Raw genomic sequence first — 25,074 nt, 5'->3', positions numbered from 1 at the left:
TTATTCTAGTAAAGCTGAAAAATCTGGGGAAACAGTGAGCCGTGGCTAAAAAGAGCATGATCGAGCGGGAGAAAAAGCGCCAACGCTTGGTCGAGAAGTATCGGGAGAAGCGCCAACAACTGAAAGCGGCCATGGCCGATCCCAACATCGACCAGGCCACCCGCATGGAGCTGCACGCCCAACTGCAAAAACTCCCTCGGGCCAGCTCGCCCACACGCCTGCGCAACCGCTGCTGGAAAACCGGGCGTCCCCGGGGTTACTTCCGCGATTTCGGCCTCTGTCGCAACAGCCTGCGGGAAATGGCCCACCGAGGCTTACTGCCAGGCGTAGTTAAGTCTAGCTGGTAGCTACCCGACCTTCGCCGCTTGGTTGAACGGCCAAAACATCCTTTTGAGAGATCCTGAGTGGGCCTGCAACCTTTCCAGCTCTGCGACGAAGATCTCACCCCTGCAGTGGCAAAGGCCCTGGCCAGGGAACCTTACCTGGCCGTGGATACAGAAACAATGGGGCTGATCCCGCAGCGGGACAGGCTTTGCGTGGTGCAAATCGCCAACTCCGCCGGTGAGGTGGTGCTGTTGCGGCTGAGCCGCGGGGTAAAGCAGGCCCCCTTTTTGGCGCAGCTGCTGATGGCTCCAAGCATTGAGAAGATCTTCCACTACGCCCGCTTTGACCTGGCCATGCTGCGCTATCACCTGGGGATCCGGGCGTGGCCCGTCTTTTGCACCAAAATTGCCAGCAAACTGGCCCGCACCTACACCAGCAAGCATGGCCTCAAGGATGTGGTGAGCGAGCTGTGCGGGGTCGAACTCAACAAAACTGCCCAAAGCTCCGATTGGGGAGCCGTCCACGCGCTATCCGCCGAACAGCTGGAATATGCCGCCAACGATGTTCGCTATTTGATCCCGGTGCGCCACAAGTTGGCGGAGATGTTACGGCGGGAAGAACGCTGGGAGTTGGCGCAGCAGTGTTTCCAACATTTGCCTACTTTGGTAGAGCTGGATCTGTTGGGCTTCAGTAACGTCTTCGAACATCAGTAGGCGGGGCTTTACTTGATAGACAGTCACTGTCTTCGATGACCGGGCCCTCGGGGATCCCACATCTCCTGAGGCTGAACATGGGGGGACCTCACCGGCGCATAAAGTATCTGGCAACACAGCTGGCTGCCCCTCTCTCTGATGTAGTGGGGATGGGGTTGGCCATACCAATCGAGATAAACCGGCCTGCAACCCTCATTGCTCCCGCCATCATCTGTCTGGATCAGGGGGATCAGCCCTCACTTGGGCCACTATGAAAATCATTGGAGTTGAGTCAATGTTGGAGTCGCAGAGGGTGGTTCAAAGTGGGTTATCTTCCCCCGCTGTTTCGGGCAAGCCCGTTCTGGAGTTGCGCCACGTCTCGCTGCAGTACCCCACCAAGGGATCCCCAGTCACGATCATCCGCGACGTCAGCTTTTCTGTTGCCCACTCGGAGTTTGTCTCCATTGTTGGGCCGAGCGGCTGTGGCAAGACTTCTCTTTTGAAGATGATGGCCGGCCTGAACACTGACCATGGCGGCACCCTCTACTTTCAGTTGCAGCCCATCGCCGGCCCCCTGAAGAGTGTGGGCATGGCCTTTCAAAACCCGGTGCTGCTGCCCTGGCGCACAACCCTGGAGAACGTGTTGCTGCCGTTGGAGGTGGTAGAGCCCTACAAGCGCACCTTCAAGCAAAACCTGGCCCAGCACGAGAAGTCGGCGCTGGAGCTGCTGGCCACCGTAGGCTTGGAGGGTTTTCAGAAAGCCTATCCTTGGCAGCTTTCTGGGGGAATGCGGCAGCGGGCTTCCCTGTGCCGCGCTTTGATCCATCAGCCGGAGCTGTTGTTGTTGGACGAACCTTTTGCCGCTTTGGATGCCTTTACCCGCGAGGATATGTGGGAAATGTTGCAGCGGCTGTGGCTGCGCACCGGCTGCACCGCCATTTTGATCACTCACGATTTGCGGGAGGCGGTTTTCCTCTCCGATACCATTTATGTGATGGGGCCACGACCGAGCGAGATCATCTTTTCCCTCAAAGTGGATCTGCCCCGTCCACGCCCGCTGGAGATCTGCCTGACGGACGAGTTTCACCGCTTGGTCTCGGAAGTGCGCCAGCACATTCGGCGCAGCTATTAGGCCAAAGAGCCCTTGATCCAAAAAATCTGGAAAGGTTTGCTGGACAGGTTACCGCGCATTTCTGCCGAGGGATCCCATGAAAAAATCATTTGACCGATTTTTGCAGACCCAAACGGCTTCTGTGGTCTTGCCCGCTGTCACCATCGTTTTGACCCTTGTGCTCTGGCAGGTGGGGGTGGGGCTGTTCAACGTTCCTCGCTTCATTCTGCCGGCGCCCACCCAGATCCTCGCAGCCATGAACCAGTGGAGCCCGGTGATTCTGCGTCACTCCCTAACCACCCTCACTTCGACGCTGCTGGCCTTTGCGCTGGCTTTGGTGGGGGGGATATTGCTGGGATCGATCATCGGCAGCTCCCGCCTGGCCCATCTGTGTTTGTACCCGCTGCTGGTGGGGTTTAACACCATCCCGAAGGTGGCTTTGGTGCCGCTGCTGGCGATTTGGTTTGGCTTGGGCCTGATCCCGGCGGTGATCACGGCCTTTTTGCTGGCCTTTTTCCCCATTGCAGTCAATGTGGCGGTGGGGCTGGAGACGGTGGAAGCCGAGATGCGAGATGTGCTGCGCTCGCTGGGGGCCAGCTCTTGGGAGATTTTCACCAAGGTGGGGCTACCCCACAGCATGCCCTACCTGTTTGCCTCGTTGAAAGTGGCCATCTCCTTTGCTTTTGTCGGCTCGGTGATCTCGGAGACGGTGGCTTCCAACCAGGGGCTGGGCTACCTGATCGTGTCGGCCAGTTCTTCTTTTGATGTGCCTTTGGCCTTTGCGGGTTTGGCTGCCCTCGGCCTCATGGGTGTCTTGCTCTACACCTTTTTCGCGGCTCTGGAGCGCTATGTCCTGTCCTGGCGACAGTAGCATCTCTCCCCAGGGAGCCAACCCCTGCCTGAGCTAGCCCAGGTCTGGAAAGGTGGCTCGCACCGCCGGGTGGATGAGCTTGCCTGCCCTGACGTTTAGCCCTTTGGCCAAGGCCGGGTCTTGTTCCAAAGCAGCGGCCAGGCCAAGGTTGGCCAGCTTGAGGATGTAGGGGAGAGTGGCGTTGACCAGCGCTTGGGTCGAAGTCCAGGGAACGGCTCCGGGCATGTTGGGAACGCCGTAGTGCAACACCCCGTGGGCTTCGTAAACCGGCTGGGCATGGGTGGTAACCCGCGTGGTGGCGATGCACCCCCCCTGATCCACCGCCACATCCACAATGAGGGAGCGAGGACGCATTTGGGCCACCAACTCTTCTCCCACCAAGACCGGCGCCCGCCTTCCCGGCACCAGCACTGCCCCTACCACCAGGTCGGCCTCGCGAACACACTCTTCCACGCTTTGGGCAGTGCTGTAGAGCAGCTCCACACGGGATCCAAAGAGCAGCTCCAGCTCGTTCAGCCGCTGCAGGTTAATGTCCAAAATCTGCACCCTTGCCCCCAAGCCTACGGCCATTTTGGCCGCCTCAGTGCCCACGGTTCCCCCGCCCAGGATCACCACCCGCCCCGGCGGCACCCCCGGGATCCCACCCAGCAACACGCCTCGCCCCCCCTGTTGTCGGGTGAGGTAATGGGCGCCAAACTGCACCGAGAGCCGCCCGGCAATCATGCTCATGGGCATCAACAAGGGCAGGGATCCATCTGCCAATTCCACCGTTTCATAGGCAAGGCAGGTGGCCCCCGATTGCAACAGCGCCTGGGTCAGCTCGCGGCTGGCGGCCAAGTGCAAATAGGTAAACAGGATGAGGTCGGGATGGAGCAGAGGATACTCGGCAGGCAAGGGCTCCTTTACCTTCACCACCAACTGCTGCTGGTAGATCTCCTCAGGGGTGGCGGCCAGTTTGGCCCCCGCTTTTTGGTAGTCCTCATCCGTGAAGCCCGCCCCCTGGCCTGCTTGGGTTTCCACCCACACCTGATGCCCCTGTTCGGTTAAGGCCCGCACCGCCGCCGGTGTCAGCCCGACACGGAACTCTTGCTCTTTGATCTCTTTGGGCACGCCAATTCGCATAGGGATCCCCGCAGGGCTGCTTTCCAGTCTAGACAGACTCTCCCCGCAATGGGATCCCTGGCCTGAGCAGGAGAGCGAAAATTGTAAAGTTTTGTGCGCGATCTGTCGGGGCAAGCAATCGCCAGGCTAATTTTGTTAGCTCAAGATTTCAAGGGCAAACCTAGATCTCTTGCCATGATTGGCACGAAAACAAGACATAACAGCCTCAGAAAGTCCAATTTTCTTGCTTGCGCTTATCCCCAAGAGCAATGTTAATATCTGTGTCACGAAGTCTCCGTACTCCCTCGCGAACGCACCTTGAAAACTGCATGGATTCAAGCTTTTCCGGGGGTAGGGTTGATCCCTACCTTTTCCCCGCAAGGGGACGGAAACACTCATACCGCCCTTTTCGTACCCCTCTCGGGCGTACAGACAGTTGATCCCTACCTTTTCCCCGCAAGGGGACGGAAACTTCAAAAACAAAAGGAGTGCCACACAAGTGGCACTCCTTATGTTGATCCCTACCTTTTCCCCGCAAGGGGACGGAAACCGTACATATGACCTCCCTTACGGAGTAGAAAGAACACCGTTGATCCCTACCTTTTCCCCGCAAGGGGACGGAAACGGAACATATTTGAAAGTGCAGTGCTTTAAGTACAGGGTTGATCCCTACCTTTTCCCCGCAAGGGGACGGAAACGACCATCTGATTCCTGCTGAAGTACTGTGAACTTGATGTTGATCCCTACCTTTTCCCCGCAAGGGGACGGAAACCCTGCTACCATAAATGTATAGGTGCCGGTTACCGTGTTGATCCCTACCTTTTCCCCGCAAGGGGACGGAAACTACATATGACTAGTTCAAGTACGGACACCTACGGGTGTAACGCGTTGATCCCTACCTTTTCCCCGCAAGGGGACGGAAACCAAGAGTACGAAGAGTAAATGATAAAGCCAAAGGCTGTTGATCCCTACCTTTTCCCCGCAAGGGGACGGAAACGGGGAACTGGTTGTCAAAGATAGCTCTCAAAACGGATGTTGATCCCTACCTTTTCCCCGCAAGGGGACGGAAACCCACACCCAACAAACACCACCCCCTCCACAAGGGTGGGTTGATCCCTACCTTTTCCCCGCAAGGGGACGGAAACGCAACTGCGCCAAAAGGCTTCAAAAGCCTCCCGATACTCGTTGATCCCTACCTTTTCCCCGCAAGGGGACGGAAACTCATCTACCAGCGTAAGTGACTTGAAGTGCGTGACATTAATTTTGGTTGATCCCTACCTTTTCCCCGCAAGGGGACGGAAACATTTGTACGTGCTCTATACTCAATTAGATTACCTTGTACGTTGATCCCTACCTTTTCCCCGCAAGGGGACGGAAACGTAACAATGCTGGGACGATTCGTGCAGTTGTACCCCTCCGTTGATCCCTACCTTTTCCCCGCAAGGGGACGGAAACGCTGCTTCGGCTGCCTTGTACAGTTTGTTGCAGGCTTTGTTGATCCCTACCTTTTCCCCGCAAGGGGACGGAAACTTGTTACCGAGTACCGCTACAACCCACACGCCAAGGTAGCCATGTTGATCCCTACCTTTTCCCCGCAAGGGGACGGAAACGCAGACCAAGTGAGGCGATTGAGTACTGTTACAATATGTTGATCCCTACCTTTTCCCCGCAAGGGGACGGAAACAATAGCCTGCGAGATCTAAGCTACTCCCCCAACACAAGAGTTGATCCCTACCTTTTCCCCGCAAGGGGACGGAAACGATGGGGTCCCAACTTTCGAGGTCGGAGAGCCAGTCCGTTGATCCCTACCTTTTCCCCGCAAGGGGACGGAAACGCGCCTCTTTAGAAGCGCCTGCTCTTTGTACCACATGAGTTGATCCCTACCTTTTCCCCGCAAGGGGACGGAAACCCAGCTTGGGGGTTCAAAGATCATGCACTTGTGGAGGCGTTGATCCCTACCTTTTCCCCGCAAGGGGACGGAAACGTAGGCCAAGCCTACTCCGATTACGTTGGCTATGTTGTTGTTGATCCCTACCTTTTCCCCGCAAGGGGGCGGAAACTCAGGGCTGTAGTACAGGGGAGTGTGGGTGATCCCGCGTTGATCCCTACCTTTTCCCCGCAAGGGGACGGAAACGGCCGTAATCAACCCACGGACTGATCAGGGTGTAACGGTGTTGATCCCTACCTTTTCCCCGCAAGGGGACGGAAACCCGTTACAGTACACCTTTTCACCGTCGAAGTATGGCTCGTTGATCCCTACCTTTTCCCCGCAAGGGGACGGAAACCTGAGCTACGCGAGGCGAGAGGAGAGAGAAAGGAAAGTTGATCCCTGCCTTCTTCGAGACATCCTTGAGAACTGAGACTGGCGGATTCTAGGGTGGATCCCTAGCGCAGGAAACGGGCCAGCAGCACCAGTCCGATGCCGCCGAACAAGATGTTGAAGCTCCAGGCTGCCGCCCAAGGGGGAAGGGCTCCCACTTCTCCCAAGCTGCGAGACACGCTCAGAACCACGTAGTAGCCAAACACCAACAGGATCCCGAAGACGACGCCCCCGTAGCGTCCCACCCGCCGCGCGGTGGTGGATCCCAGGGGGAGCGAAATCAGCACGGCAAAAAAGCTGGCCAAGGGCAGGGAGAAGCGCATGTGGAACTCGGTGCGCAGAGCCTGAGTATTGAGATTGGAGCGGGCCAGGCGGGAAATCCGCTCTGCCAGCTCCGGCAAGCTCAACTCGCTGGGGGGAACCGGCGGCTGCATCAGGGCAGCCAGATCCTGGGAAACTTGCAACGGCTTGCGATGAAACGTTTGCTCGGCAATGCTGAGACCCGTGGGGCCGTAAAGGTGGGTTGCCCCTTCGCTCAGGCTCCACTCCAGTCCGTTCCACACTGCCTGAGCGGCCAAGGTCACTTCCACCAACTGGTATTTGCCTCCCGGCAAGGGATCCACCCGCAAAATCGTAACATCTTGCATGGTATTCAACCGGGGGTCCACTTGGCGGATGAAGAACCAGAGGTTGTCTTCGGTTTTGAAAAAGACATCGTATTGCACCGGGGTGGTGGCCTGGGCCAGCAAAGCCTGCTGATCGATCTGGCGGATTTGCTGTTTGCTGGCCGGCAGCAACACGTTGCTGATGAAAAAAGCGCTCAAGCTCATGGCCAACCCCACCAGCAGCAGGGGTCGGAAAATCCGGCTAAAAGGGATCCCGGCTGCCCGCATAGCGGTGATCTCACTGTTGCCGCTCAGCTTGCCCAAGGTGAGCATGGTGGCAAAGAAGGCGGCAATGGGCATGCCCAGCACCACCATCTCCGGCAGATCCAAAACCAAAAGACGCAACACCGTCAGGGGGGGGACGGATCCCTCGACCAGCCGCTCGGCCAGGGTAAACAACCGGCCCACCAGCAGCAGCAGGGTTCCCCCCGCAACACCGGCCAGCACCGGGGTGAGCATCTCCCCAAACAGATAGCGCTCCAGCAGCCAGAACTTGGTGAGCAACCGTGCCATGTTTGAGAATCGAAGGGGATCGCCCTCATCCCCAAGGGAGAGGCGAGTTGCAATGGCCGAAAAATCGGCAGCAAAAGCCCTGAACCAGGCTTATCGATTTATTCTCGCTCAAGGGCTTGGGGAAGCAGGGGGGGGAAACGACTCTGTTTTGTCGGCAGGATCCGAACGCGGCCTAGGAGAGTTGAGGGGAGGTTCGGACTCGGGATCCAGCTTGGCACCCCAGGTGACCAGGTAGGCCCGTTGTTCGGGGGAAAGGCGGTGAGCTTGGCGAAAATCTGCTCCTGCCACGATGGCGCCGGTGTAGGCCCCGGTCTTGAAATCGGGCTTTTGCCCTGGCTGAGCAGGGGAAGCTGTCTGAGGGGATCCCACAAACAGCAAAGCGCGGTAGAGATCGGCCCCGCGCAGGTCGGCATTCCGCAAGTTAGCTCCGCACAGATTGGTGTGGCTGAGATCGCAGCCGCTCAGGTTGGCCCGCTCCAGGCTGGCTTCGCTGAAATCCACCGCTCGCAACAGGGTGCCATGCAGGTCGGCTCCCTCCAGCATCGTGCCCAGGCTGACCACCCGGATGCCGTTCACGCGATCCCGCTGGTAACCCCCTTTGCCGTCCAGAATGGGTCGGCCCAGGTGTTGATCCCGCCGCAGAGGGCTGAGCAGGTTAGCAGTGGAGAGAAAGCGCAGGATCTTGGCTTTGCCGAAGCGATCCACCCCATTCAACAGAGCAGCCGTGCGCCCGGCAGCAATGGCCCGCTCCAGGGGCCAATCGTCCAACTGCCCATCGGGAGACAAGACCAAGTTGGAAATGCCTTCAAAGTAGGCGTCGATGGTCTGCTGCTGGGTAATGATGTTCTGCTGAATGGTGAGATCGCGGGAGATAATGTACTGCCGCCAGGCAATGTAGGCAGCCAGGATGGCAATCAAGATTTGGCCTGTGGCCCCGAACACTTCTCCCAAAGCCCCAATTGCTTCCCAACTCAGGGATCCCAAGGCAGAAAACAGCCCGCTCCCGGCAATCCCTCCCATCACGGCCAAGCTGAGGGCCACTCCCGCCCAGGCCAATTGAGGCCAAGTGGTCAGCCACTGCCAAAGACGGCGTCCGATCTGCACCCAAAGCGGTCGCCCCCACCAGCCCGCCAGGCCCAGCCAAGCCAGCACCGCCCCCCAGCCCAAGACCGGCTGAGCCATCAGCTTTCCCAAGAGCAGCAAGAAGGCCGGGATCCCCAACAGCAGCAGATGAATCAGGGGTTGCCACGGTGAGACCGGAGACAGCAGGATCCCGGATTCAACCAGCGACGGCTCTTGGGGCAGATGTTCGGGGGCAAGGGTTCTGTAGGTCATGGCGCAAGCAGGGAGGTTACTCTAGGGCTAGTGTTAGACTTGCAAAAAAAGCCTGCGTTAGTCCGTATTTGGAGTTGGCGGATAGGGCAGGATCCCGCCTACTCAGTTTGGTAGGATAACCTCGGCCTTTCTTCTCTAGCCCAGCCTGGTGTGAGGATAACCACCATGATCTCTTCCTTATTGTCCTTACTGCCTATTGGTCTGCAGAAATCCGGCGAACACCAATCTACAGCAGTCCTGCCCGGCCTGCGGGCGCAGCGCCATCGTTCTGCAATGCTGACGCGGCTGGCAACCTCTCTGATGCTTGGCACCACCTTACTGCTGACAGCAAAGTTGGATCCCGGCTGGGCGCAAACTTCCCTGGACACCGGCATTACCGGTGAGCAGACCCTGCCTCAAGCTCCCCCTCTCCCGGACAATCGCCCGGCCATTTTTGTGGATGCAGCCAACGGCAGCGATACCCGTGGGGATGGATCCCGCAATAACCCCTTCAAGACGATTACTTATGCCATTCAGCGGGCTGAGGCTGGCAGCGTCATTCAGCTTTTTCCTGGGGTGTATAGCGAGGAGAGCGGCGAAACCTTCCCCATCCGTCTGAAAGCCGGCCTCACCTTGCGTGGGGACGAGTCCACCTTGGGAGAGGGCTATCTCATCACCGGCGGCGGTACCTACATGAGCCCGACCCTAGGCCGACAAAATGTTGCTCTGCTGGCAGAGACCGGCGCAGAAGTGCGAGGAATTACCCTGCGCAACCAGGGGCGGCGCGGCTATGCCCTCTGGGTGGAATCTGCCTCCCCGCGCATTCTCAACAACAGCTTTGTGGGCAGCATCCACGATGGGATCTTCATTGCCGGCGCTGCCAATCCCTGGGTGGAGGGCAACCGCTTCTATAAAAACGGGGCCAACGGCATTTCCGTCTTGGGCACCTCCCAGCCCACCATCATCAATAACCTGTTCCAGGAGACCGGCTTTGGCATCACCATCGACCAGCGCTCGGCGCCTATTGTGCGCAACAACCGCATCCTGCAGAACCGTACCGGCGTGATCGTCGGGGGCAGCTCCAGGCCCATCCTGCGCAACAATCTCATCGCCCAGAACTTGGAGACCGGCCTCACCGCCATCACCACTGCCCAGCCGGATTTGGGCACGGCCACGGATCCCGGCAACAACATCTTTGAGGGCAACGGCCAATACGATATCAACAACGCCACCCGCGGCCTGCGCCTCAATGCCAACGGCAACCAACTGCGGGGCAAAGCCAAAGGGGATCTGGATCTGTCCGGTCAAACCACCGTTGCCGCCCTTCCCGACAGCGCTCCCCGCCCCATTGCCCCTGGCACTTTGGCTCTGCCCAGCGCTCCGGCCCAGCCGGCTACTCCCAGGGATCCCCGGCCAGCGGCTGAGACCCCCTCCACCTTGCCGGTTTTAACGGTGCCCCAGTCTACTGCCCCGGTTCCCCCCTCTCCGCCCCAAGGATCCGGAGGGCGCATCTTGCCAGATCCCTCCAGCCCTCAGGCAACTCCCCAGCCCCAACCTCCGGGGGAGCAGTTTGTGGCTGTCCCCTTCACCCCCGATGGCTCTACCACACCTGCCCAGCCGGCTGACCCTGCCCCCGCAGCTCCTGTTCCCAGGCCACCCTCGGCTCCCCTCACAGATATCACCACCCTTCTGCCCCCGCCGGCCCGTCGCTCATCGGCAGGGATCCCGGCCACTCCCTCTGCTCCCACTACAACTCCAGTTGCCCCCCCTGTGGTTGCTGTGGGTAACGACTCCGTTTCGCCAACGCGAACGGCAACTCAATTTCGCGTGTTGGTGACCCCCAAGAGCAGCGATGACTTGAACCGATTGCGGCAGCTCATCCCCGAGGCGGTGGAAACGGTTTTCAACGGCAGAACAGTGTTGCAGGCGGGCCTGTACGACAGTCGCAGCCAGGCCCAGTCGGTCTTGGATCGGCTGTTGGATGCCGGCTTTGAGGCGGTTGCCGAGATGATTTTCCGCTAGCGACCCCCCACACTGCCGGCTTGCTTCTCCATAGCGGTACGAGGGAGCTTTGATCCCAGTTCTTTGGCGGGGTGGCCAGCCATTGAGCCCAAGTCTCCTTGGTCGCTGGCAAGGGAATTGACTACAAGTGCTTGCCAAGAGCGATGACGGCTCGAACACCCCCTCTCTAGTCCAACGGATCCAGTCGGTAGCGGCTGAGCCAGTGATCCAAATGCACTTCCTCCTCGTCCAGCAGTTGGGCGTTGATCAACCCCCGTTTGAAGGCAAGACGGATGGCTCTGGCCCGCAAGCTGAAGGTGGTTCCCCACTCGTCGCTCTCAATTTGGTCGTTGCTGACTTCTAACTTGTCGTAGAGGTTGCGCAGACGGTTGGTTACCCCTCGGCGGGACAAAAAGCGCCGTGCAGCAATGGCCTGGTCGGTGAGGCCGAGGGCAATGTCGATCAGCACTTCGTACTCGGCATCGCTGAGACCGGTGATTTTGTTTTGTGAACGGGAATCGACCCCGCGCACCTCTCGGTCGATCACGCATTGCTCATCCTGCACCACCGCTTGGATGGCGCTGACCAATTTTTCATCGGTGCAATTTTTCAAAAGGTAGCCATAGACAGTTTGCGGAGGCACGATCTTGTGCAGCTCCCGCACATAGACTTCATCGGCAAAATGCGACCAAAAAATGATGCGCGTGCTGGGGCACTCTGACCAAACCTGCCGCGCTACCTCGATCCCGGTCATCTCAGGCATGCGAATGTCCATCAACACGAAGCTGGGGTGGTGCTGGCGGTAGAGTTCCAACGCCTCTCTACCATTCGAGGCTATATACACCGGGCCGAACTCAGGCAAATGTTGTGTTAGCAGGCTATGAACATGCTGACGGTAGAGAGCGTCATCTTCAGCAAGGAGGGTACTCACAGGCCTTTATCAGAGTTACCGAATACTTTCTTTTCACTTCCTAACTCTAAAAACACCCACAAGGGAAGGCAAGGCACTATTGAGCAGTACTCAAAAGGAGCAAGGGATCCCCTCCGCCGGCTATGAGTAGCAGCTCGGAAAAAGGATTTGGCCCCGCTCTGTCCTGTGGAGGTTGCGGTTTCCCCATAGCGCTCACGCAAACGGCCAATGAACTTCTCCACCGCAGACGTCGAAAACTTTTGATAAGCAGCAGTCTATGCTGTTTCTACGGCAGAGGCCAAAAACGCCTCGATCTCAGAGCGTTGGGGCAAGCTAGGTTGGGCTCCTGCACGGGTTACAACCAAGGCAGCGGCGGCATTGGCAAAACGCAGGGCTTCCCTCAGGGATCCCCCGGCAGCCAAACAAGCAGCTAAGGCCCCACAAAACCCATCTCCGGCAGCGGTGGTATCCACCACTTCCACAGGATGAGCTGGCCAATGGCCACTTTCTTCCCCATCTGCCCAGACCAGCCCTGCCCCTCCCAAGGTAAGGATAACGGCTGGGATCCCGTGTTTCTGCAGTTCTTGAGCCACCTTTTGGGCTTGTTCCGGCGTCTCCACAGGGGATTGGGCAAGGGCAGCCGCTTCGGTTTCGTTGAGCACCAAGTAGCGAACCTGGCGCAACAGGGATCCTGGCAATGGCACGATGGGCGCAGGGTTGAGCAAAATCGGGATCCCTTGGGCAGAGGCTTGTTCTGCTGCAGCCTGCACAGTGGGCAGGGGGATTTCCAGCTGCAGCAGGAGCAGGGCCGCTGGGGTAAAGGGAGGCAAATGCTCCGGCAGATAGCGACCATTGGCTCCAGGGCTGACCACGATTCTGTTTTGCCCGCCGGGATCCACTGTGATCAAAGCTAGGCCGCTGGGCCCCTCCAACTGCCTCAGGTGGCGGGTATCCACGCCGTTGTGCTCCAGGTTCTCTTGGAGCAGACGCCCAAACTCATCGGATCCCACCGCTCCCCACATTTCCACCTGGGCTCCCGCCCGCGCCGCTGCCACCGCTTGATTGGCTCCCTTACCGCCAGGGTAGGTGGCGTAGTCGGATCCCAGCACCGTTTCCCCAGGGCCGGGATGATGGGGCACCTGCACCACCAAATCCATGTTCAAGCTACCCACCACTCGGATCGGGCCTGCCATCGGGCTTGTGGGGAAATCCTGTTGGAAAAGCAGAGATCCAGAGATCTTTGGTTTGGATCCCTGGGCAGCTATTGTATCAGCCGCCGGTCTTGGCCAGGGATCCCCTTGAGCGCCCTACCACGCGACAAGGGCTGATAGCAGTCGTGGTTTTTATTACCATCTATTTCAACTTTTATTACCATCTATTTCAACTGATCGCGCTAGCGGGCCGGAGGCCTTAGCAGGAAGCAACCGGTCGTTTGTTTCACCTCAACGGTGAGATAAATGACTATGCGTTGTGGAACGGTTATCTGTAGGGATTGGTCGCCCTTCGACATATCGCCACTCTGCTGAAAACACAGGGCAAGAACCCGATTCCAAAGGTTGAGGATCCCGACTATCTTGGTGGGTGTTGACCCAGGAAGCAAGCTGATGTTGCTGACCACTACAGACGTGCTCCAAGGTAGAGAGGTTGAGCGTTACTTGGGCATTGTTACCGCCGAGGTAGTTTATGGCACCAATGTTCTACGGGACTTCCTTGCTACCCTCCGCAACATCATCGGGGGACGCACAAGAACCTATGAAGAAGTTTTCGAGAATGCCCAGAAAAAGGTTTTGGAAGAGTTGGAGCAGCGAGCCAAACGTTTGGGAGCAAATGGCATCCTAGGCGTTAGCATTCATACCAACATGAGCACGACAATGATCCTCGTTACCGCCGCCGGCACCGCCGTTAAGCTCCGCTGACGGATGCTTCTGTTGAAGGTTTCCCTTTCTCGGAAGATGATGGCAGCCTGTTCTCAGGCCAGGCTTTCCATCACCGCCTCGTCGATCTCGAAATTGGCGTAGACATTCTGCACATCGTCTAGGTTGTCGAGACGCTCCATCAGGGCAAGCACTGACTTGGCCGTATCGGGATCCTCCACATGCACCTCAGTGGATGGGATCCAGCGGATGGCCGCATCTTGCACTGGGTAGCCCTCTTTTTTCAGGTAGGTGGCCACCTGCTCCAGCAAAGAGTAGTCGCAGTACACCTCTGCTCCTGTGCCTTCCACCTTGAAGTCGTCTCCTCCCGCTTCCGCCACCGCCAGCAACAGGGCTTCGGGATCCAACACCTCCTCCAGGCTGATCACCCCTTTTTGCCGGAACAGCCAGCTCACGCAGCCGGCTTCTCCCAAGCTGCCGCCGGTTTTGCTGAAGGCTTCTCGCACCTCGGCAGCCGTGCGGTTGCGGTTGTCGGTCATGGCCTCGATCAACACAGCCACCCCACCGGGGCCGTAGCCCTCGTAGCGAACTTCTTCCAGGGGGCTGTCGTCGCTCCAGTTGCCGGCTCCCTTGGCAATGGCTCGTTCAATGTTTTCGCTGGGCATCCCCGCTGCTTTGGCTTTCTCCACTGCCGCCCGCAACTGAAAATTCCCATCCGGATCTGGCAAGCCGTTGCGAGCTGCCACGATGATGGCCCGCGAGAGTTTGGTAAAGAGGCTGCCCTTTTTGGCATCTACACGGGCCTTTTGCCGTTTAATGTTGGCCCACTTGCTGTGTCCTGCCATGCCGCCACACACCAGTCAAGCAATGAATTGGAGGGATCCCTCCACTTTTGAAGCCTAGATCACCTCGGCTCAGGACTCAACCCCACGGCAACTGGGAGGGCACCGGCCTGGTCACAAATTATAGTTAGTTATTTCAAACAGCAGTGAAACGGTTCGTTATGTCGATTCCTAACTCCCTCTCCCAGAGAGAAACTGGGGGTAAGGGCAGCGGCGCGGAGCGCTTGGGGAGTATCTCAATCTGGTTTGAAATGACTATAACGAGGGATCCTTCACAACCCAGACTCAGCTACCCAACAAACCCATCAGGGCTGAATCGGCTGCCGCTGAATTACATCCCCTTGAGGTGGAGGTGGAGCGGCTGGGGTTTCTTGAGGGGTAGGCGTTGCCTCTATGGGAGGAGTTTCCCCAGGAGGCGGGGGCAGAGGGGGCACACCTTCTCCAGGCACAGGCCCAGGTGTAGGCGTGGGGGTTGGGGATGGAGTTAGAAAGGGCGTCACCTGTCCCAACAGCTCGGCATAGAAAATCGCATCTTGCTCTGGCCCAAAGCGCCCCACTTCCCAACGGTGACGGGGCACAAACATTGTTTGCAGCAGCACTTCCCGGCTGACAAAAGCGGGAGTACCCGAGAAGACGTAGCCATCGACAATGACCCGATTCAGATCGGGCCGAGTTTGAAACACCCGATCCACCTCCCGCAGCATCTCCGTATCCAGCCGCCCCAGCAGAGTTTCCAGGGTGTCTTCAGGGCTGATCGGTACCCGTACCGAAAAGCGATAGCCTTCGCAACGATAGTCCCCACAGGTCTTGACCAGCTCGTTACGCACCCGGATTTGCGCCCCAGGATCGAGATTGCGCCCCGGCACAAGGACTTCCTCCTGGGGTTGCTGTTCGACCGGCTGGGCCCATAGCTGGAGTTGACTTGCCCATCCTGCCCAAACTAGGGATCCGAAAAACAAGCCAAATCCCCAACCTTTTAGAGGAAGGCTCCAACCCAGACTGCCCTGCTTAGAGCGAGGTGAAACGGGGGGCTCACAATCCTGGATCGGGCTGTTCATAAAGCGTTGACCGATTCCTCAGCGATGGCTACCGCCAAATCTACCCGACATCGGCCAGAGAGGCACTAGGCAGGGAGAAAAATAGGGTATCGGCTCCGAATGGTTTCAAAATAGGGGCAGATAAATAGGGAAGCTTTGACAAACTCCCTGTCCTGGGCAGCAACGGATGTGCTGTGGCAGCGCATGGGTGTAGGATCTTAAGCTCTGGGTTCCCGCTCTGCAGGCAGGCCAGTGCTCTGCTGTGTGGGCAATGGATCCATGGATTGTTATTACCGTTGAGATCGCAAACCCAATTCTCTTCTTCTTCTCACGTCTTCTCATGACCGCGGTTGTTCCTTCACCTTTGCGCTACGCCTACTACCCCGGCTGTGTGGCCCAGGGGGCCTGTCGTGAGCTGTATGACTCCACCGACCAGATTGCGCGGCATCTGGGCATTGAACTGGTGGAGCTGGAAGCCGCTTCCTGCTGTGGTTCGGGCACCTTCAAAGAAGAATCGGAGCTGCTGGAAGATACGGTGAATGCCCGCAACCTGGCTTTGGCGGAAGCGCTGGGGCTGCCGATGCTTACCCACTGCAGCACCTGTCAGGGAGTGCTGGGCCGCGTGAATGAAAAGTTGAAGGCTGCGAAAACCGCGAGTCCAGAGTACTTTCACCAGGTGCAGGCCCTGTGCCAGAAAGGAGGCTGCGAGAGCTGCTACCAGGGCACAGGCGATGTGCGCCATTTGCTGTGGGTGCTGGCTCATGACTACGGCCTGGAGCGATTGGCCCAACAGGTCAAACGGCCTCTCCTGGGACTGCGCTGCGCTGCCTTCTACGGGTGTTATCTGTTGCGGGCCTACGACATCTCCCGCTTTGATGTGGCACGGGATCCCCGTTTGATGGAGGATCTCTTCGAGCGTTTGGGGGCCACCCCCGTTTGGTATCGCGGGCGCACCCAGTGTTGCGGTTGGCCCATTTCCAGCTACGCCCCGCAGCAGTCTTTCTCGATGGCAGGCCGGCATCTCGTAGAGGCAATAGAGGCGGGAGCCGATTGTTTGGTTACCCCCTGTCCTCTATGTCACCTCAACTTGGACTCTCGGCAGCCGGAGGTGGAACAGGTGATCGGGCGCAAGCTGGGGATCCCGATCCTGCATTTGCCACAATTGGTGGGCCTGGCCCTGGGGATCCCGGCGAAAAACTTGGGACTGAACCGCCATGTAGTACAGGTGGAAAAAGCCCTGCAAAAAATAGGCCGCTAAATCCCACTTGATGGCTGGGGGATCCCTGGGCAAACATCAGGTCTGGGAAGGATGTGTTATTCTGCCCAGCAAGGTACCCGTCCTTGTTCAAAAACCGCAAAGATCCTCGTAAGCTTAGATCCACCTACTCCTGCTTGGCAGCTCCCTATGGTTGTCTCGGATCCCTTTGGCCTTGTTGTGCAAGAAGTGCAGCAGGGCGGGTACGCAGACCGAGTGAAAAAGCTGGTTTACTTTGCCTGCACCAGCACTTGGGAAAGCGATGTCAGCAAGTTGAACCAAATAGACCTGAAAGCTCTGCTGGAGCAGCTCTGCCGCCAGCACGCTACCCTTGATGCTTTGGGCCAGCGCTTTCGAGATGCCATTAGCCGCATCAACAAAAAAGCCGAGTATGCTCGCATCGCCAAGATGCTGCTAAGCAAGCTACAGCCCCTGTATCAACAGCCCCAAGCGGATCCCTCTAGCCCACTCATGCCCTCGCCCAAGGAGCCATCAGCTTGGGCCGCACCCTCGCCTATCTTGTCCTTGGAGTATGGAAGCCCACGACTGCAAAAGCAAGACTATGATCCCTTCGAGTTGCGGGCAGGGGTGATGCGGCAAACCAGTCCTTTGCGGGCCAAGCTGGTTCTGTTCACGGCTTTGTACCACAAAATAGAGCCCACCCTGCAAGGGTTGGCCGCCCTGCGACGCCACAGCCTGGACGAACTGCTCAGAGCCCTTTACGATGCCTGCCACTCCCCCCAAGAACTGGAAACCCGGCTGAAGGAGGCGGTGCAGCAGTTGCAGGAGCCGGATCAGGATGGCCAAGCCGCCAACGCCGTGCTGCAGATGCTGAAGCCTCTTTACGTTGAGGTGCCCCCGGAAACGGTCGCCGCTGGAGGGTTGGCTGCCGAGCTCCCCTCTGCCGATCTGGATTGGCTGAATACGGAAGATGCCGTTCGTGCCGGCAGGACAGAGTCCTTGTCCGGTTCCATGACTTGGATTGACGCTGGGATCCCAGAGGATGAGGAAGAGCCTGCAGAGCTTTCGGCTTTTGCGACCCCGGCAACACCATCCGCCCCCTCTTCTGACCTGCAACAGGAGCTCCCAGAGCCCTGCTGCCAACTGCTCCATCGCAGCGCCGGATCCCTGATGGTTGCCATCGAGAATACCCTAAGCGAGTTGGGCAATGCCCTGGACGAAGGGCTACAGGATGAGGATCCCGCCCAATATCTGACGCTCAAACACCAGGTGCTGCGCGGCTTCTTGAGGGATGTCGAGGGATCCGCCGCAATGTTCATGGGGATCTTGAAAAAGCTAGAACAATCGGAGTGGCGCCTGGTGCAGCCCCTGCGCGTCAGCAATGCAAAACAGGCTCTGCCGGAGGCGGTTACCGAAATGCCCGCTGAGCTGGCGGATCCCTATGCTTCCCTAAGACAGGTGTTGGCCAGCAGCGAGCTGGCCCAGCAAAAGCCGCAGTTGGAGCAGGAGGTGATGCGTTTGGTGCAGCGCAGCGTCGGCTCTGTCAAGACTGCTATCGAACAGGCCCTGAGCGAGTTGGGCAAGGCGTTGGATGAGCAGTTCCAAACCTGCACCCTAGAGGAAGCCTTGGTTCTCAAGTACCAAACACTACGCGCCTTTTTGCAGGAAGTGGGGGAGATCTCCACCAAATTTGCTGCTTTCTTGGATCGCATGGAGGAGGCAGAGCGCCGTCTGTTCGGGCTGGTTTGAAGCTCAAACCCGCTGTTTGGGGATCCCGTTCAACACTCACGATCAGCCGCGCCGAGTGTTGGGGAAACGCCTTGATTTTCTTCTAGAATGGCCGCTAGTTTGGATCCCCTCTCGCTTTTCTGAGCTCTCCCCCCTCCATCTATGGACGCCAAGGATCTGCTCCGGCTTTACCGGGCAGGACGAACCAACTTTGCGGGCGAAAACCTGGCCGCCCTTGACCTGAGCCGGGCCGATTTGATCGGGGTGGATCTCTCCCAAGCAAACCTGCACAGTGCCAATTTGATCTTCGCCTTCTTGGGGCGAGCCAAGCTGCAGAAGGCCAACCTCGTCGGGGCTAACCTTGGTGGGGCCAACCTCAGCCAGGCGGACTTGAGCGAGGCGGATCTCAGAGATGCCCAGTTGCACGGCGCCACCCTACAAGGAGCAGATTTGCATGGGGCCAACCTGACGCTGGCTCTGTTGATCGATGCCAACCTGCTGGATGCGGATTTGCGTTGGGCCAACCTCACCAGTGCCAACTTGGGGGGAGCTTGCTTGCGGGGGGCTAATCTCCGTTTCGATAGCCGCCGGGGAGCGGTATTGCGCAACGCCAATCTTAGCCGCGCTGATCTCAGCGGAGCCAACCTGTCGGGAGCGGATTTGACACGGGCCGACCTGAGCGGGGCCAACCTAAAAGAGGCCAGTTTGATCAAAGCCAACTTGCAAGGGGCCAATCTGCAGCAAGCCCGTTTGCAAGGGGCCATCCTGAGCGAGACCGACCTGAGGGGGGTTTCTTTTTTGGGGGCAGACCTGCAAGGGGCGCAGATGGCGCGGGCCAACTTGAAGGAGGCGATACTTCGCCAGGTGAATTTGACAGAGGCCAACTTAAGCGAGGCGGATCTGGCCGGGGCCGATCTTTCCGCGAGTTCTTTGTGCTCGGCCAAACTGGCGCGGACGGATCTCAGTCGGGCCAATCTGGCCGGGGCCGATTTGCGGTGTGCCAACCTGGTGGATGCCTATTTGGGCCGCACCAACCTGGAAAATGCCGATCTCGGCGAGGCAATCCTAACCCGAGCCGATCTGAGCACAGCCAACCTCAGCGGGGCCAATTTGCGCGGGGCAACTCTGCCGGATGGACGGGTAGGCTGATTGGACAGACTCGCTACCGTATGAGGACGAGGATTCTTGTCCCTGAGTGAGACGGGGATCCGCCCCGGAAAAGGTGAGGTTTTCCCCTGCCCCAGAGGGGCCACAACCGCTACCCTACAAGGGAAGGATGGGTCAAAGAGATCCGTGAACAGCCGCCGATTTCTGTCCTTGATGGAAGCTTTGTGGGCCGATCTGCCCTTGCCGGAATGGTTGCCGGGGGCAGGAGAGCGCTCCTGGCAGCAGACGGTGGCAGCCCTGCTCCAGCTATGGCAAGAAGTTGGACAGTTTGGGGTGGTGATCGGTGGGCCGGTGTCTTGGTGGCCCCCCTGGGTGGTTCGGGATCCGCTGCCTCAACTGCCGTCGCCCATTGACGCTCCAGAACCGAACCTGAAGCTGCGGGAGCTGGCCCGTGAAGATCCCTGGCTGTTTACCCCTGACTTGTCCCCTGAGTCGATTCTGACCCCTGGCCAGACGGTGATCCCTCTCCTGCCGCAGGATCCCCTGGTGGAGGAGCCTTTTTTGCTGGTGCTCACCCCTGTTTTTTCGGCGGTGGCCGCCCAAGGGCATCACCCCCACACGCGGCAGAGGGGGATGATGGTGTCTTTTGAGCCGGAAGTGGTGCATCGGGCTTGGCAGATCCTAGAGCAGCGGGTTCAACAGGGTAGGCCGGATCGCTTGCCCTTCTGGCAGGAGCTGATCAAGCACCATCCCCTCATGGAGCCTCATGTGCGGGTGCTGGCCCGCTTCAGCAGCCTTCTTCTGCTGGGAAACCTGGCCGAGTCGGGATCCCCGCCCGCTCGCTTACCCCCCGCCAGAGCCGAGAACTCCCCTGCGCCCACAACCCGGCCAGAAGATTGGCAGAAGCGGCGGTCTCCTCCTTCCCATGGCCAGCCTGCCGGTCAAGGCCAACAGAACAGCCTTTCGGAGGCAGAACTGTTGCGGGCTCTCATCCACGAGATCCAGACGCCCCTCAGCACCATCCGCACCTTGGTTAGTCTCATCCTGAAGCGGCACGATCTGCCGTCGCGGGTACGGGAATACGTGGAGAAAATTGACCGCGAATGTACCGAGCAAATCAACCGCTTCGGGCTGTTTTTCCAGGCTACAGAAACGGTGATGCCCGCTGCTACCCCACAGGAGGGGCGTCGGCTTCAGCTAGAGCCCATTGCGCTGGTGGACTTGGTGCGGCAAAACCTGCCTCGCTGGCAGGAGCAGGTGGAACGGCGGGGATCCCAACTGGAGTTGGAGATTCCCGATGAGCTGCCGGATGTGGTCAGCGATCCCAAGGCGCTGGAAGCGGTGCTGTTTGGCATGGTCGACCGCATTGCCCGCAGCACGCCGGCTGGCAGCCACATTCGCGCCCAGTTGGTCAGCGCAGGGGAGCTGGTCAAACTTCAGTTTCAGGTCAACACACCTGAGGGCAGCGACGCCACTGTTGCCTCAGAGCCCAAATCCCCTCAGGCGATTGGGCAGTTGTTGGTCGTGCAGCCGGATACCGGTGCAGTGAGCCTCAGCCTTCCCGTCACCCAAACTCTGTTCCGCGCCTTGGGGGGCTACCTCACCGTGCGCCATCGCGCCCGTCGGGGGGAAATTCTCAACATCTACCTGCCCCGCCAGCTATAAGCCACCCAGTTGGGATCCCGATAGCGTCTCAGGATTGATATGGCGGATTGCAGGGGAGGTAGGGCTAGGATCGATCTGCCAGCGCCGGGAGAGTCTAGGGATTGGATCCATGCCGAGAGCCAGAAAAGTTGCTGAACACCATCCAGAGCCTGAACCCGTCTGCGGAGCCGGAGAACCCAAGGTTAAGGGGGTCACTCTTTCTGCCCAGCAGCTTTCCACTTTGCTTCACGAAATGCGCAATCCTCTCACCGCCCTGAGCACGCTGGCCAAGTTATTGCAAAAACGCTTGCCCCCCGAGGATCGCAACCACTGGATTGGCCTGAGCATTGAACAGGAGTGCAAGCATTTGCAGGAGCTGCTCGCGGAGTTCGAGCGTTTGGACGGGATCCCGGCCCCCCTCCAGCTTCAGCCCCTCTCCTTGGCCGACCTGCTGCGGGAGTGGATCCCCATCTATCAAGCCTTGGCCGAAACCCAGGGACACCACTTTCAAGCCGTTCTGCCCCCTTCCCTACCCCCTGTACAAGCCGATCCGCGCGCCCTGCGCCAGGTGCTTGATAACCTGATCGACAACGCTTGCAAGTACACCCCGCCCCCAGGTGAGATCCGGCTGAAGGTGGAGCTGGGTGAAGATCCCTCAACTGCTTCGCAACGGGAAGTGTTCGTTGCCGTCTGCGACAACGGCCCCGGCATCCACCCTGAGAACCTGGAGCGGATCTTCGATCCCTTTTTTCGGGCAGATCTTTCTAAGCCAGGGCAGGGGCTGGGGTTGGCCATTAGCCGCGACCTGGCCACCCGGATGGGCGGAGATCTCCAGGTGGAAAGCTCCCCCCAAGGCTCCTGTTTTCGCCTGAGATTGCCCACAGGTTAGTAGGAAGATTGTAGAGATATGGGATGGCAGGTGCCGCCAAACGCTTGAACGCTACCCAGGAGCTGCAGATGGCCTCTTCTCCCCCAGCCAAACCCGAACCCCCTGCTGCCAGTCCAGCAGCCCGCATTCTGCTAGTAGATGATGAACCCGGCTTACGGGAAGCGGTGCAAGCCTACCTCGAGGACAGCGGCTTTGAGGTGATCCCGGCGGCCAACGCCCAGCAGGCTCTGCAACTGCTCAGCACGGCCCAGCCTCAGTTGATCATCTCCGACATCATGATGCCGGGCATGGATGGCTATCAATTTTTGGCCCAACTGCGAAAACTCGAGCCCTACAGCCATCTGCCGGTGGTGTTCCTCACCGCCAAGGGGATGACCGCCGACCGCATCCAGGGTTACCGGGCCGGTGTCGATGCCTATTTGCCCAAGCCCTTCGATCCGGAGGAGCTGGTGGCCATTGTCTCCAATCTCATTGAGCGATCCCGCGCTGCCAGCCCTTCGGAGGTGGTGGCCCGCGAGCTGGCCTCGATTCGCGCCCTGCTGTCGGAGCGCACCCTTGCCACAGCCACGCCTGCCCAGACCTCTGCCCCCACCCCCCTGCCCCCACCCATCAAGGTAGAGCTGACGCCGCGGGAACAACAGGTGTTGGAGAAGGTGGCAGAAGGGCTGATGAACAAGGAGATTGCCAAGCAGCTGCAAACCAGCGTGCGCAACGTGGAAAAATACGTGACCCGCCTGCTGAACAAGACGGGCACCAGCAGCCGCACCGAGCTGGTTCGCTATGCCCTTACCTATGGCCTAATTCGGCTATAGCCCTCACCCCCAACCCCTAGGAAGACTGAAGAACGTGAGACACGGTTTTATCGCTGGGGCTTTGGTGGCACAGTAACCAGCAGCTCCAACCCAAAGGCGTGATCCCCGGCAGGGTAGCTGGTAATGCCCAGCCCATCGATGCGGGTCAGCAGCTCACGGGCCTCCGGCTCCAAGCCTGCCAAACCACCCGGTAGTGTGGCCTCCAGCACTGTTCGGATCCCTTGCCAATTCAGCAAAAAGTAGCCGTAGTTGGGCTTGGGCAACTGATCGTAGAGGGTTTTCAGCGGCTCGGTTTGGGGAAGCAAATTGCCCTGGCGTTGGGCGAGGGTTTGCAGCGCCGCCGTGCTGCTAGTCACGATCAAATAGTTGCCTTCCCAGGCGCGGGTCAAAAGCGGGCGGTTAAACAAGGGATCCGCCCACGTCACCTGTCCACCCGCCTCCGTTACCCCTACTCCCGATTCTTGGGCCAGCCGATCCAACTGAGTCAGGGCCGCGTTGGCCTTGTCTTTTTGGCTGGTCTCGATCACCAAGGCTGCTCCCATGCCCTGCAACAGGGGATGGGCCTGGGCATCCGGTGCCACCAGCAGGGCCATCTCCCCATCCATCCAAGCCAGCAGATCTTTTTCCAAGTCCAGACGGGTATTGGCGCGAAACTCAGCCCGCAGCTCCTCTAACGACTCCTTGACCGGCGGATCTTTCTCCAGCTCAGGCATAACGGCTTGCCAGCGCTGGGCGATCTGTTGGGTGGTCAGCACCGCCAGGGCATTGCCGGGCAGCCGCTGAATAAGTTCGCCGCGAGCCGGTTGCCACCCCCCCTGCACCTGGGTTTTCGGATCGGTCTGGGTCAACATGCGCAGCCGTAGGCCCTGCTCCTGCCAGTGGGCAGCCATGGCCAAAGAGCGCAGGGGTTGCAGGGATCCCAGCGTCGCCGGATCCAGATCCTGCATCCAGTCTTTGAAAGATTCGGGATCCTCCTGCAAAGCCTGGAAGTTGAAGTAGGCAAAGGCCAGCGTGCCGCTCTTATACAGATCGCCAACAGCGGTGCGGAAACTTTCGGAGCGGCCAATCGGCTCTGCTTCGCCGCGATACACAGCAATCGCCTGCTGCATCACCCTTGGGTCGTTGGCCACTGCCACAAAGCGGTTGCCAAACTCAGCAGTTACCCATCGCTCGCCCGGCTCCCCGTTGGTTTGCACATAGAGGGTGACCCCCTGCTCCTGGCGCTGCTCGAAGTTGGCCCCTTCTGCTGCTGCCTGTTGCCGCACCTGGGCCAAGAATTGCCCAGACAAATCAGCGTTGCGGGTGCTGGCTCCAAACAGGATCCCAGGCACCGGCTCGGCAGCTCCGGGCACCAGATTGGGGATCACCACTGCCATCGTGAATTGCTCGCCAGCCCAAGCTTGCATCTCTTCCCGAGAGAACTCCTTGCCGGTTTCAGCCAAAGCTTCTGCCGTCCAGCTCTCCCACTGGGCCAAAAGGTCAGGGTGAGTGCGAAAAGATTCTTCCGGTTGGGTAGAAAAGGTCAGCACCAGGGGCGCCGACTGGGGAACCAGCGCGGTTTCCGGCAGAACATCGCCGGTCAACTGTACCTGTGGCCCTCTGAGTTGGCAGGATCCCAGGAGCCAAGAGCTCCCCACCGCCATCAACGTCAGAGAGAGAGGGCGCAGCCGAGAATGAAGCTGGACTTGCATGGCGGCTACCTAAGCAGCTAGTGGATATAGCCAATCGTAGCATCTAGGCATGAGCCTGCAAACCCAAATTTTCTGTAAGTGAAAAAACGGTCCACTCTAGCACAAGTCAAGATAGTCTAACAAGATAGTCTAAATTGTGAGTAAACCTACGGCCTGTTCACAGATCAAGGGATACAAAACGTCGTGTTTCTGAGGCTTGATTCCGATGAGTCCAGAACAGGCAGGCTTACAGCTGTATCCTGTAGCCTCTTAATAGGTTGTAGCGTAATAAGATCCCAAACTCGGCCTGGAGGAGCTGTAGTGAACCAAAGTCCACGAAATGCTTGCCCCGCGGCGATAGCAGCCAAGACAGGAATAGTTATCAGTTGAACATTTCCTGCAACAAACTTGAAGCTTTCCTGTACATGTTGCT

At 58.7% G+C, this 25,074-nt stretch carries 20 protein-coding genes and 1 CRISPR repeat array; of the genes, 12 read left to right on the top strand and 8 right to left on the bottom strand.

Going from position 1 to position 25,074, the window contains the following annotated elements:
* The first annotated feature begins 41 nt into the window (after window positions 1-41).
* From rpsN to ACVWZF_RS07175, 4 genes are all read left to right on the top strand, one after another.
* Entirely contained in the window at window positions 42-347 is a 306-nt protein-coding gene (gene rpsN / locus ACVWZF_RS07190) for a 30S ribosomal protein S14 (protein WP_011432985.1), read from the top strand.
* Window positions 348-404: 57 nt separating this feature from the next.
* Window positions 405-1,037, top strand: coding sequence for a ribonuclease D (locus ACVWZF_RS07185; RefSeq protein WP_011432984.1), 633 nt, complete (start codon window positions 405-407; stop codon window positions 1,035-1,037).
* A 274-nt stretch (window positions 1,038-1,311) separates the two neighbouring features.
* The gene (locus ACVWZF_RS07180; protein ID WP_049749636.1) at window positions 1,312-2,148 is read left to right on the top strand and encodes an ABC transporter ATP-binding protein; all 837 of its coding nucleotides are present in this window, start codon (window positions 1,312-1,314) and stop codon (window positions 2,146-2,148) included.
* A gap of 76 nt (window positions 2,149-2,224) precedes the next feature.
* A complete protein-coding gene (locus tag ACVWZF_RS07175) occupies window positions 2,225-2,998 on the top strand; it encodes an ABC transporter permease (RefSeq protein ID WP_414407516.1) in 774 nt (257 codons plus the stop codon).
* A gap of 33 nt (window positions 2,999-3,031) precedes the next feature.
* Here ACVWZF_RS07175 and ald read toward each other — a convergent pair whose 3' ends face one another.
* The 3 genes from ald to ACVWZF_RS07160 form a co-directional block, all read right to left on the bottom strand.
* Window positions 3,032-4,120, bottom strand: coding sequence for an alanine dehydrogenase (ald, locus tag ACVWZF_RS07170; protein WP_457411182.1), 1,089 nt, complete (start codon window positions 4,118-4,120; stop codon window positions 3,032-3,034).
* A 335-nt stretch (window positions 4,121-4,455) separates the two neighbouring features.
* Window positions 4,456-6,384: a CRISPR direct-repeat array (repeat unit 37 nt; unit sequence GTTGATCCCTACCTTTTCCCCGCAAGGGGACGGAAAC).
* Window positions 6,385-6,484: 100 nt separating this feature from the next.
* Entirely contained in the window at window positions 6,485-7,597 is a 1,113-nt protein-coding gene (locus ACVWZF_RS07165; RefSeq protein WP_011432980.1) for an LptF/LptG family permease, read from the bottom strand.
* A 108-nt stretch (window positions 7,598-7,705) separates the two neighbouring features.
* Window positions 7,706-8,932, bottom strand: coding sequence for a pentapeptide repeat-containing protein (locus ACVWZF_RS07160; protein ID WP_011432979.1), 1,227 nt, complete (start codon window positions 8,930-8,932; stop codon window positions 7,706-7,708).
* A gap of 165 nt (window positions 8,933-9,097) precedes the next feature.
* On the opposite strand from ACVWZF_RS07160, the gene ACVWZF_RS07155 reads away from it, so the two are divergent.
* Window positions 9,098-10,933, top strand: a complete 1,836-nt coding sequence (locus ACVWZF_RS07155) for a DUF1565 domain-containing protein (protein WP_011432978.1) — start codon at window positions 9,098-9,100, stop codon at window positions 10,931-10,933.
* Window positions 10,934-11,099: 166 nt separating this feature from the next.
* Here ACVWZF_RS07155 and ACVWZF_RS07150 read toward each other — a convergent pair whose 3' ends face one another.
* Entirely contained in the window at window positions 11,100-11,843 is a 744-nt protein-coding gene (locus ACVWZF_RS07150; protein WP_011432977.1) for a response regulator transcription factor, read from the bottom strand.
* A 254-nt stretch (window positions 11,844-12,097) separates the two neighbouring features.
* Window positions 12,098-13,015, bottom strand: a complete 918-nt coding sequence (rbsK, locus tag ACVWZF_RS07145) for a ribokinase (RefSeq protein WP_011432976.1) — start codon at window positions 13,013-13,015, stop codon at window positions 12,098-12,100.
* A gap of 411 nt (window positions 13,016-13,426) precedes the next feature.
* Between rbsK and ACVWZF_RS07140 the strand changes: the two genes are divergently transcribed.
* Window positions 13,427-13,738, top strand: a complete 312-nt coding sequence (locus ACVWZF_RS07140) for a YbjQ family protein (RefSeq protein WP_011432974.1) — start codon at window positions 13,427-13,429, stop codon at window positions 13,736-13,738.
* 53 nt (window positions 13,739-13,791) lie between these two features.
* On the opposite strand, the gene ACVWZF_RS07135 is transcribed toward ACVWZF_RS07140, so the two are convergent.
* Both ACVWZF_RS07135 and ACVWZF_RS07130 read right to left on the bottom strand, forming a co-directional pair.
* Complete coding sequence (locus ACVWZF_RS07135) at window positions 13,792-14,541, bottom strand: YebC/PmpR family DNA-binding transcriptional regulator (RefSeq protein WP_011432973.1); 750 nt, start codon at window positions 14,539-14,541, stop codon at window positions 13,792-13,794.
* A gap of 302 nt (window positions 14,542-14,843) precedes the next feature.
* Window positions 14,844-15,596 (bottom strand): hypothetical protein, encoded by a 753-nt coding sequence (locus ACVWZF_RS07130; protein ID WP_071818158.1) that lies wholly within the window; start codon window positions 15,594-15,596, stop codon window positions 14,844-14,846.
* A gap of 319 nt (window positions 15,597-15,915) precedes the next feature.
* Between ACVWZF_RS07130 and ACVWZF_RS07125 the strand changes: the two genes are divergently transcribed.
* From ACVWZF_RS07125 to ACVWZF_RS07100, 6 genes are all read left to right on the top strand, one after another.
* Window positions 15,916-16,833, top strand: a complete 918-nt coding sequence (locus ACVWZF_RS07125; RefSeq protein ID WP_457411180.1) for a CoB--CoM heterodisulfide reductase iron-sulfur subunit B family protein — start codon at window positions 15,916-15,918, stop codon at window positions 16,831-16,833.
* A gap of 147 nt (window positions 16,834-16,980) precedes the next feature.
* Complete coding sequence (locus tag ACVWZF_RS07120) at window positions 16,981-18,540, top strand: hypothetical protein (RefSeq protein ID WP_041436421.1); 1,560 nt, start codon at window positions 16,981-16,983, stop codon at window positions 18,538-18,540.
* A 141-nt stretch (window positions 18,541-18,681) separates the two neighbouring features.
* On the top strand, window positions 18,682-19,668 hold the full coding sequence (locus ACVWZF_RS07115; RefSeq protein ID WP_011432969.1) for a pentapeptide repeat-containing protein: 987 nt from the start codon (window positions 18,682-18,684) through the stop codon (window positions 19,666-19,668).
* 144 nt (window positions 19,669-19,812) lie between these two features.
* Window positions 19,813-21,291: a sensor histidine kinase gene (locus ACVWZF_RS07110; protein ID WP_011432968.1), complete on the top strand. Its 1,479-nt coding sequence runs from the start codon at window positions 19,813-19,815 to the stop codon at window positions 21,289-21,291.
* 109 nt (window positions 21,292-21,400) lie between these two features.
* Window positions 21,401-22,159 (top strand): sensor histidine kinase, encoded by a 759-nt coding sequence (locus ACVWZF_RS07105; RefSeq protein ID WP_011432967.1) that lies wholly within the window; start codon window positions 21,401-21,403, stop codon window positions 22,157-22,159.
* A 68-nt stretch (window positions 22,160-22,227) separates the two neighbouring features.
* Complete coding sequence (locus ACVWZF_RS07100; RefSeq protein ID WP_011432966.1) at window positions 22,228-22,971, top strand: response regulator transcription factor; 744 nt, start codon at window positions 22,228-22,230, stop codon at window positions 22,969-22,971.
* Between the two features lie 47 nt (window positions 22,972-23,018).
* Here the strand turns inward: ACVWZF_RS07100 and ACVWZF_RS07095 are convergent, their stop codons facing one another.
* The gene (locus ACVWZF_RS07095) at window positions 23,019-24,662 is read right to left on the bottom strand and encodes a DUF3352 domain-containing protein (protein ID WP_011432965.1); all 1,644 of its coding nucleotides are present in this window, start codon (window positions 24,660-24,662) and stop codon (window positions 23,019-23,021) included.
* Between the last annotated feature and the right edge of the window lie 412 nt (window positions 24,663-25,074).

This window comes from Thermostichus sp. OS-CIW-30, assembly GCF_054060215.1.
This window is presented reverse-complemented; position numbering and strand designations above follow the sequence as displayed.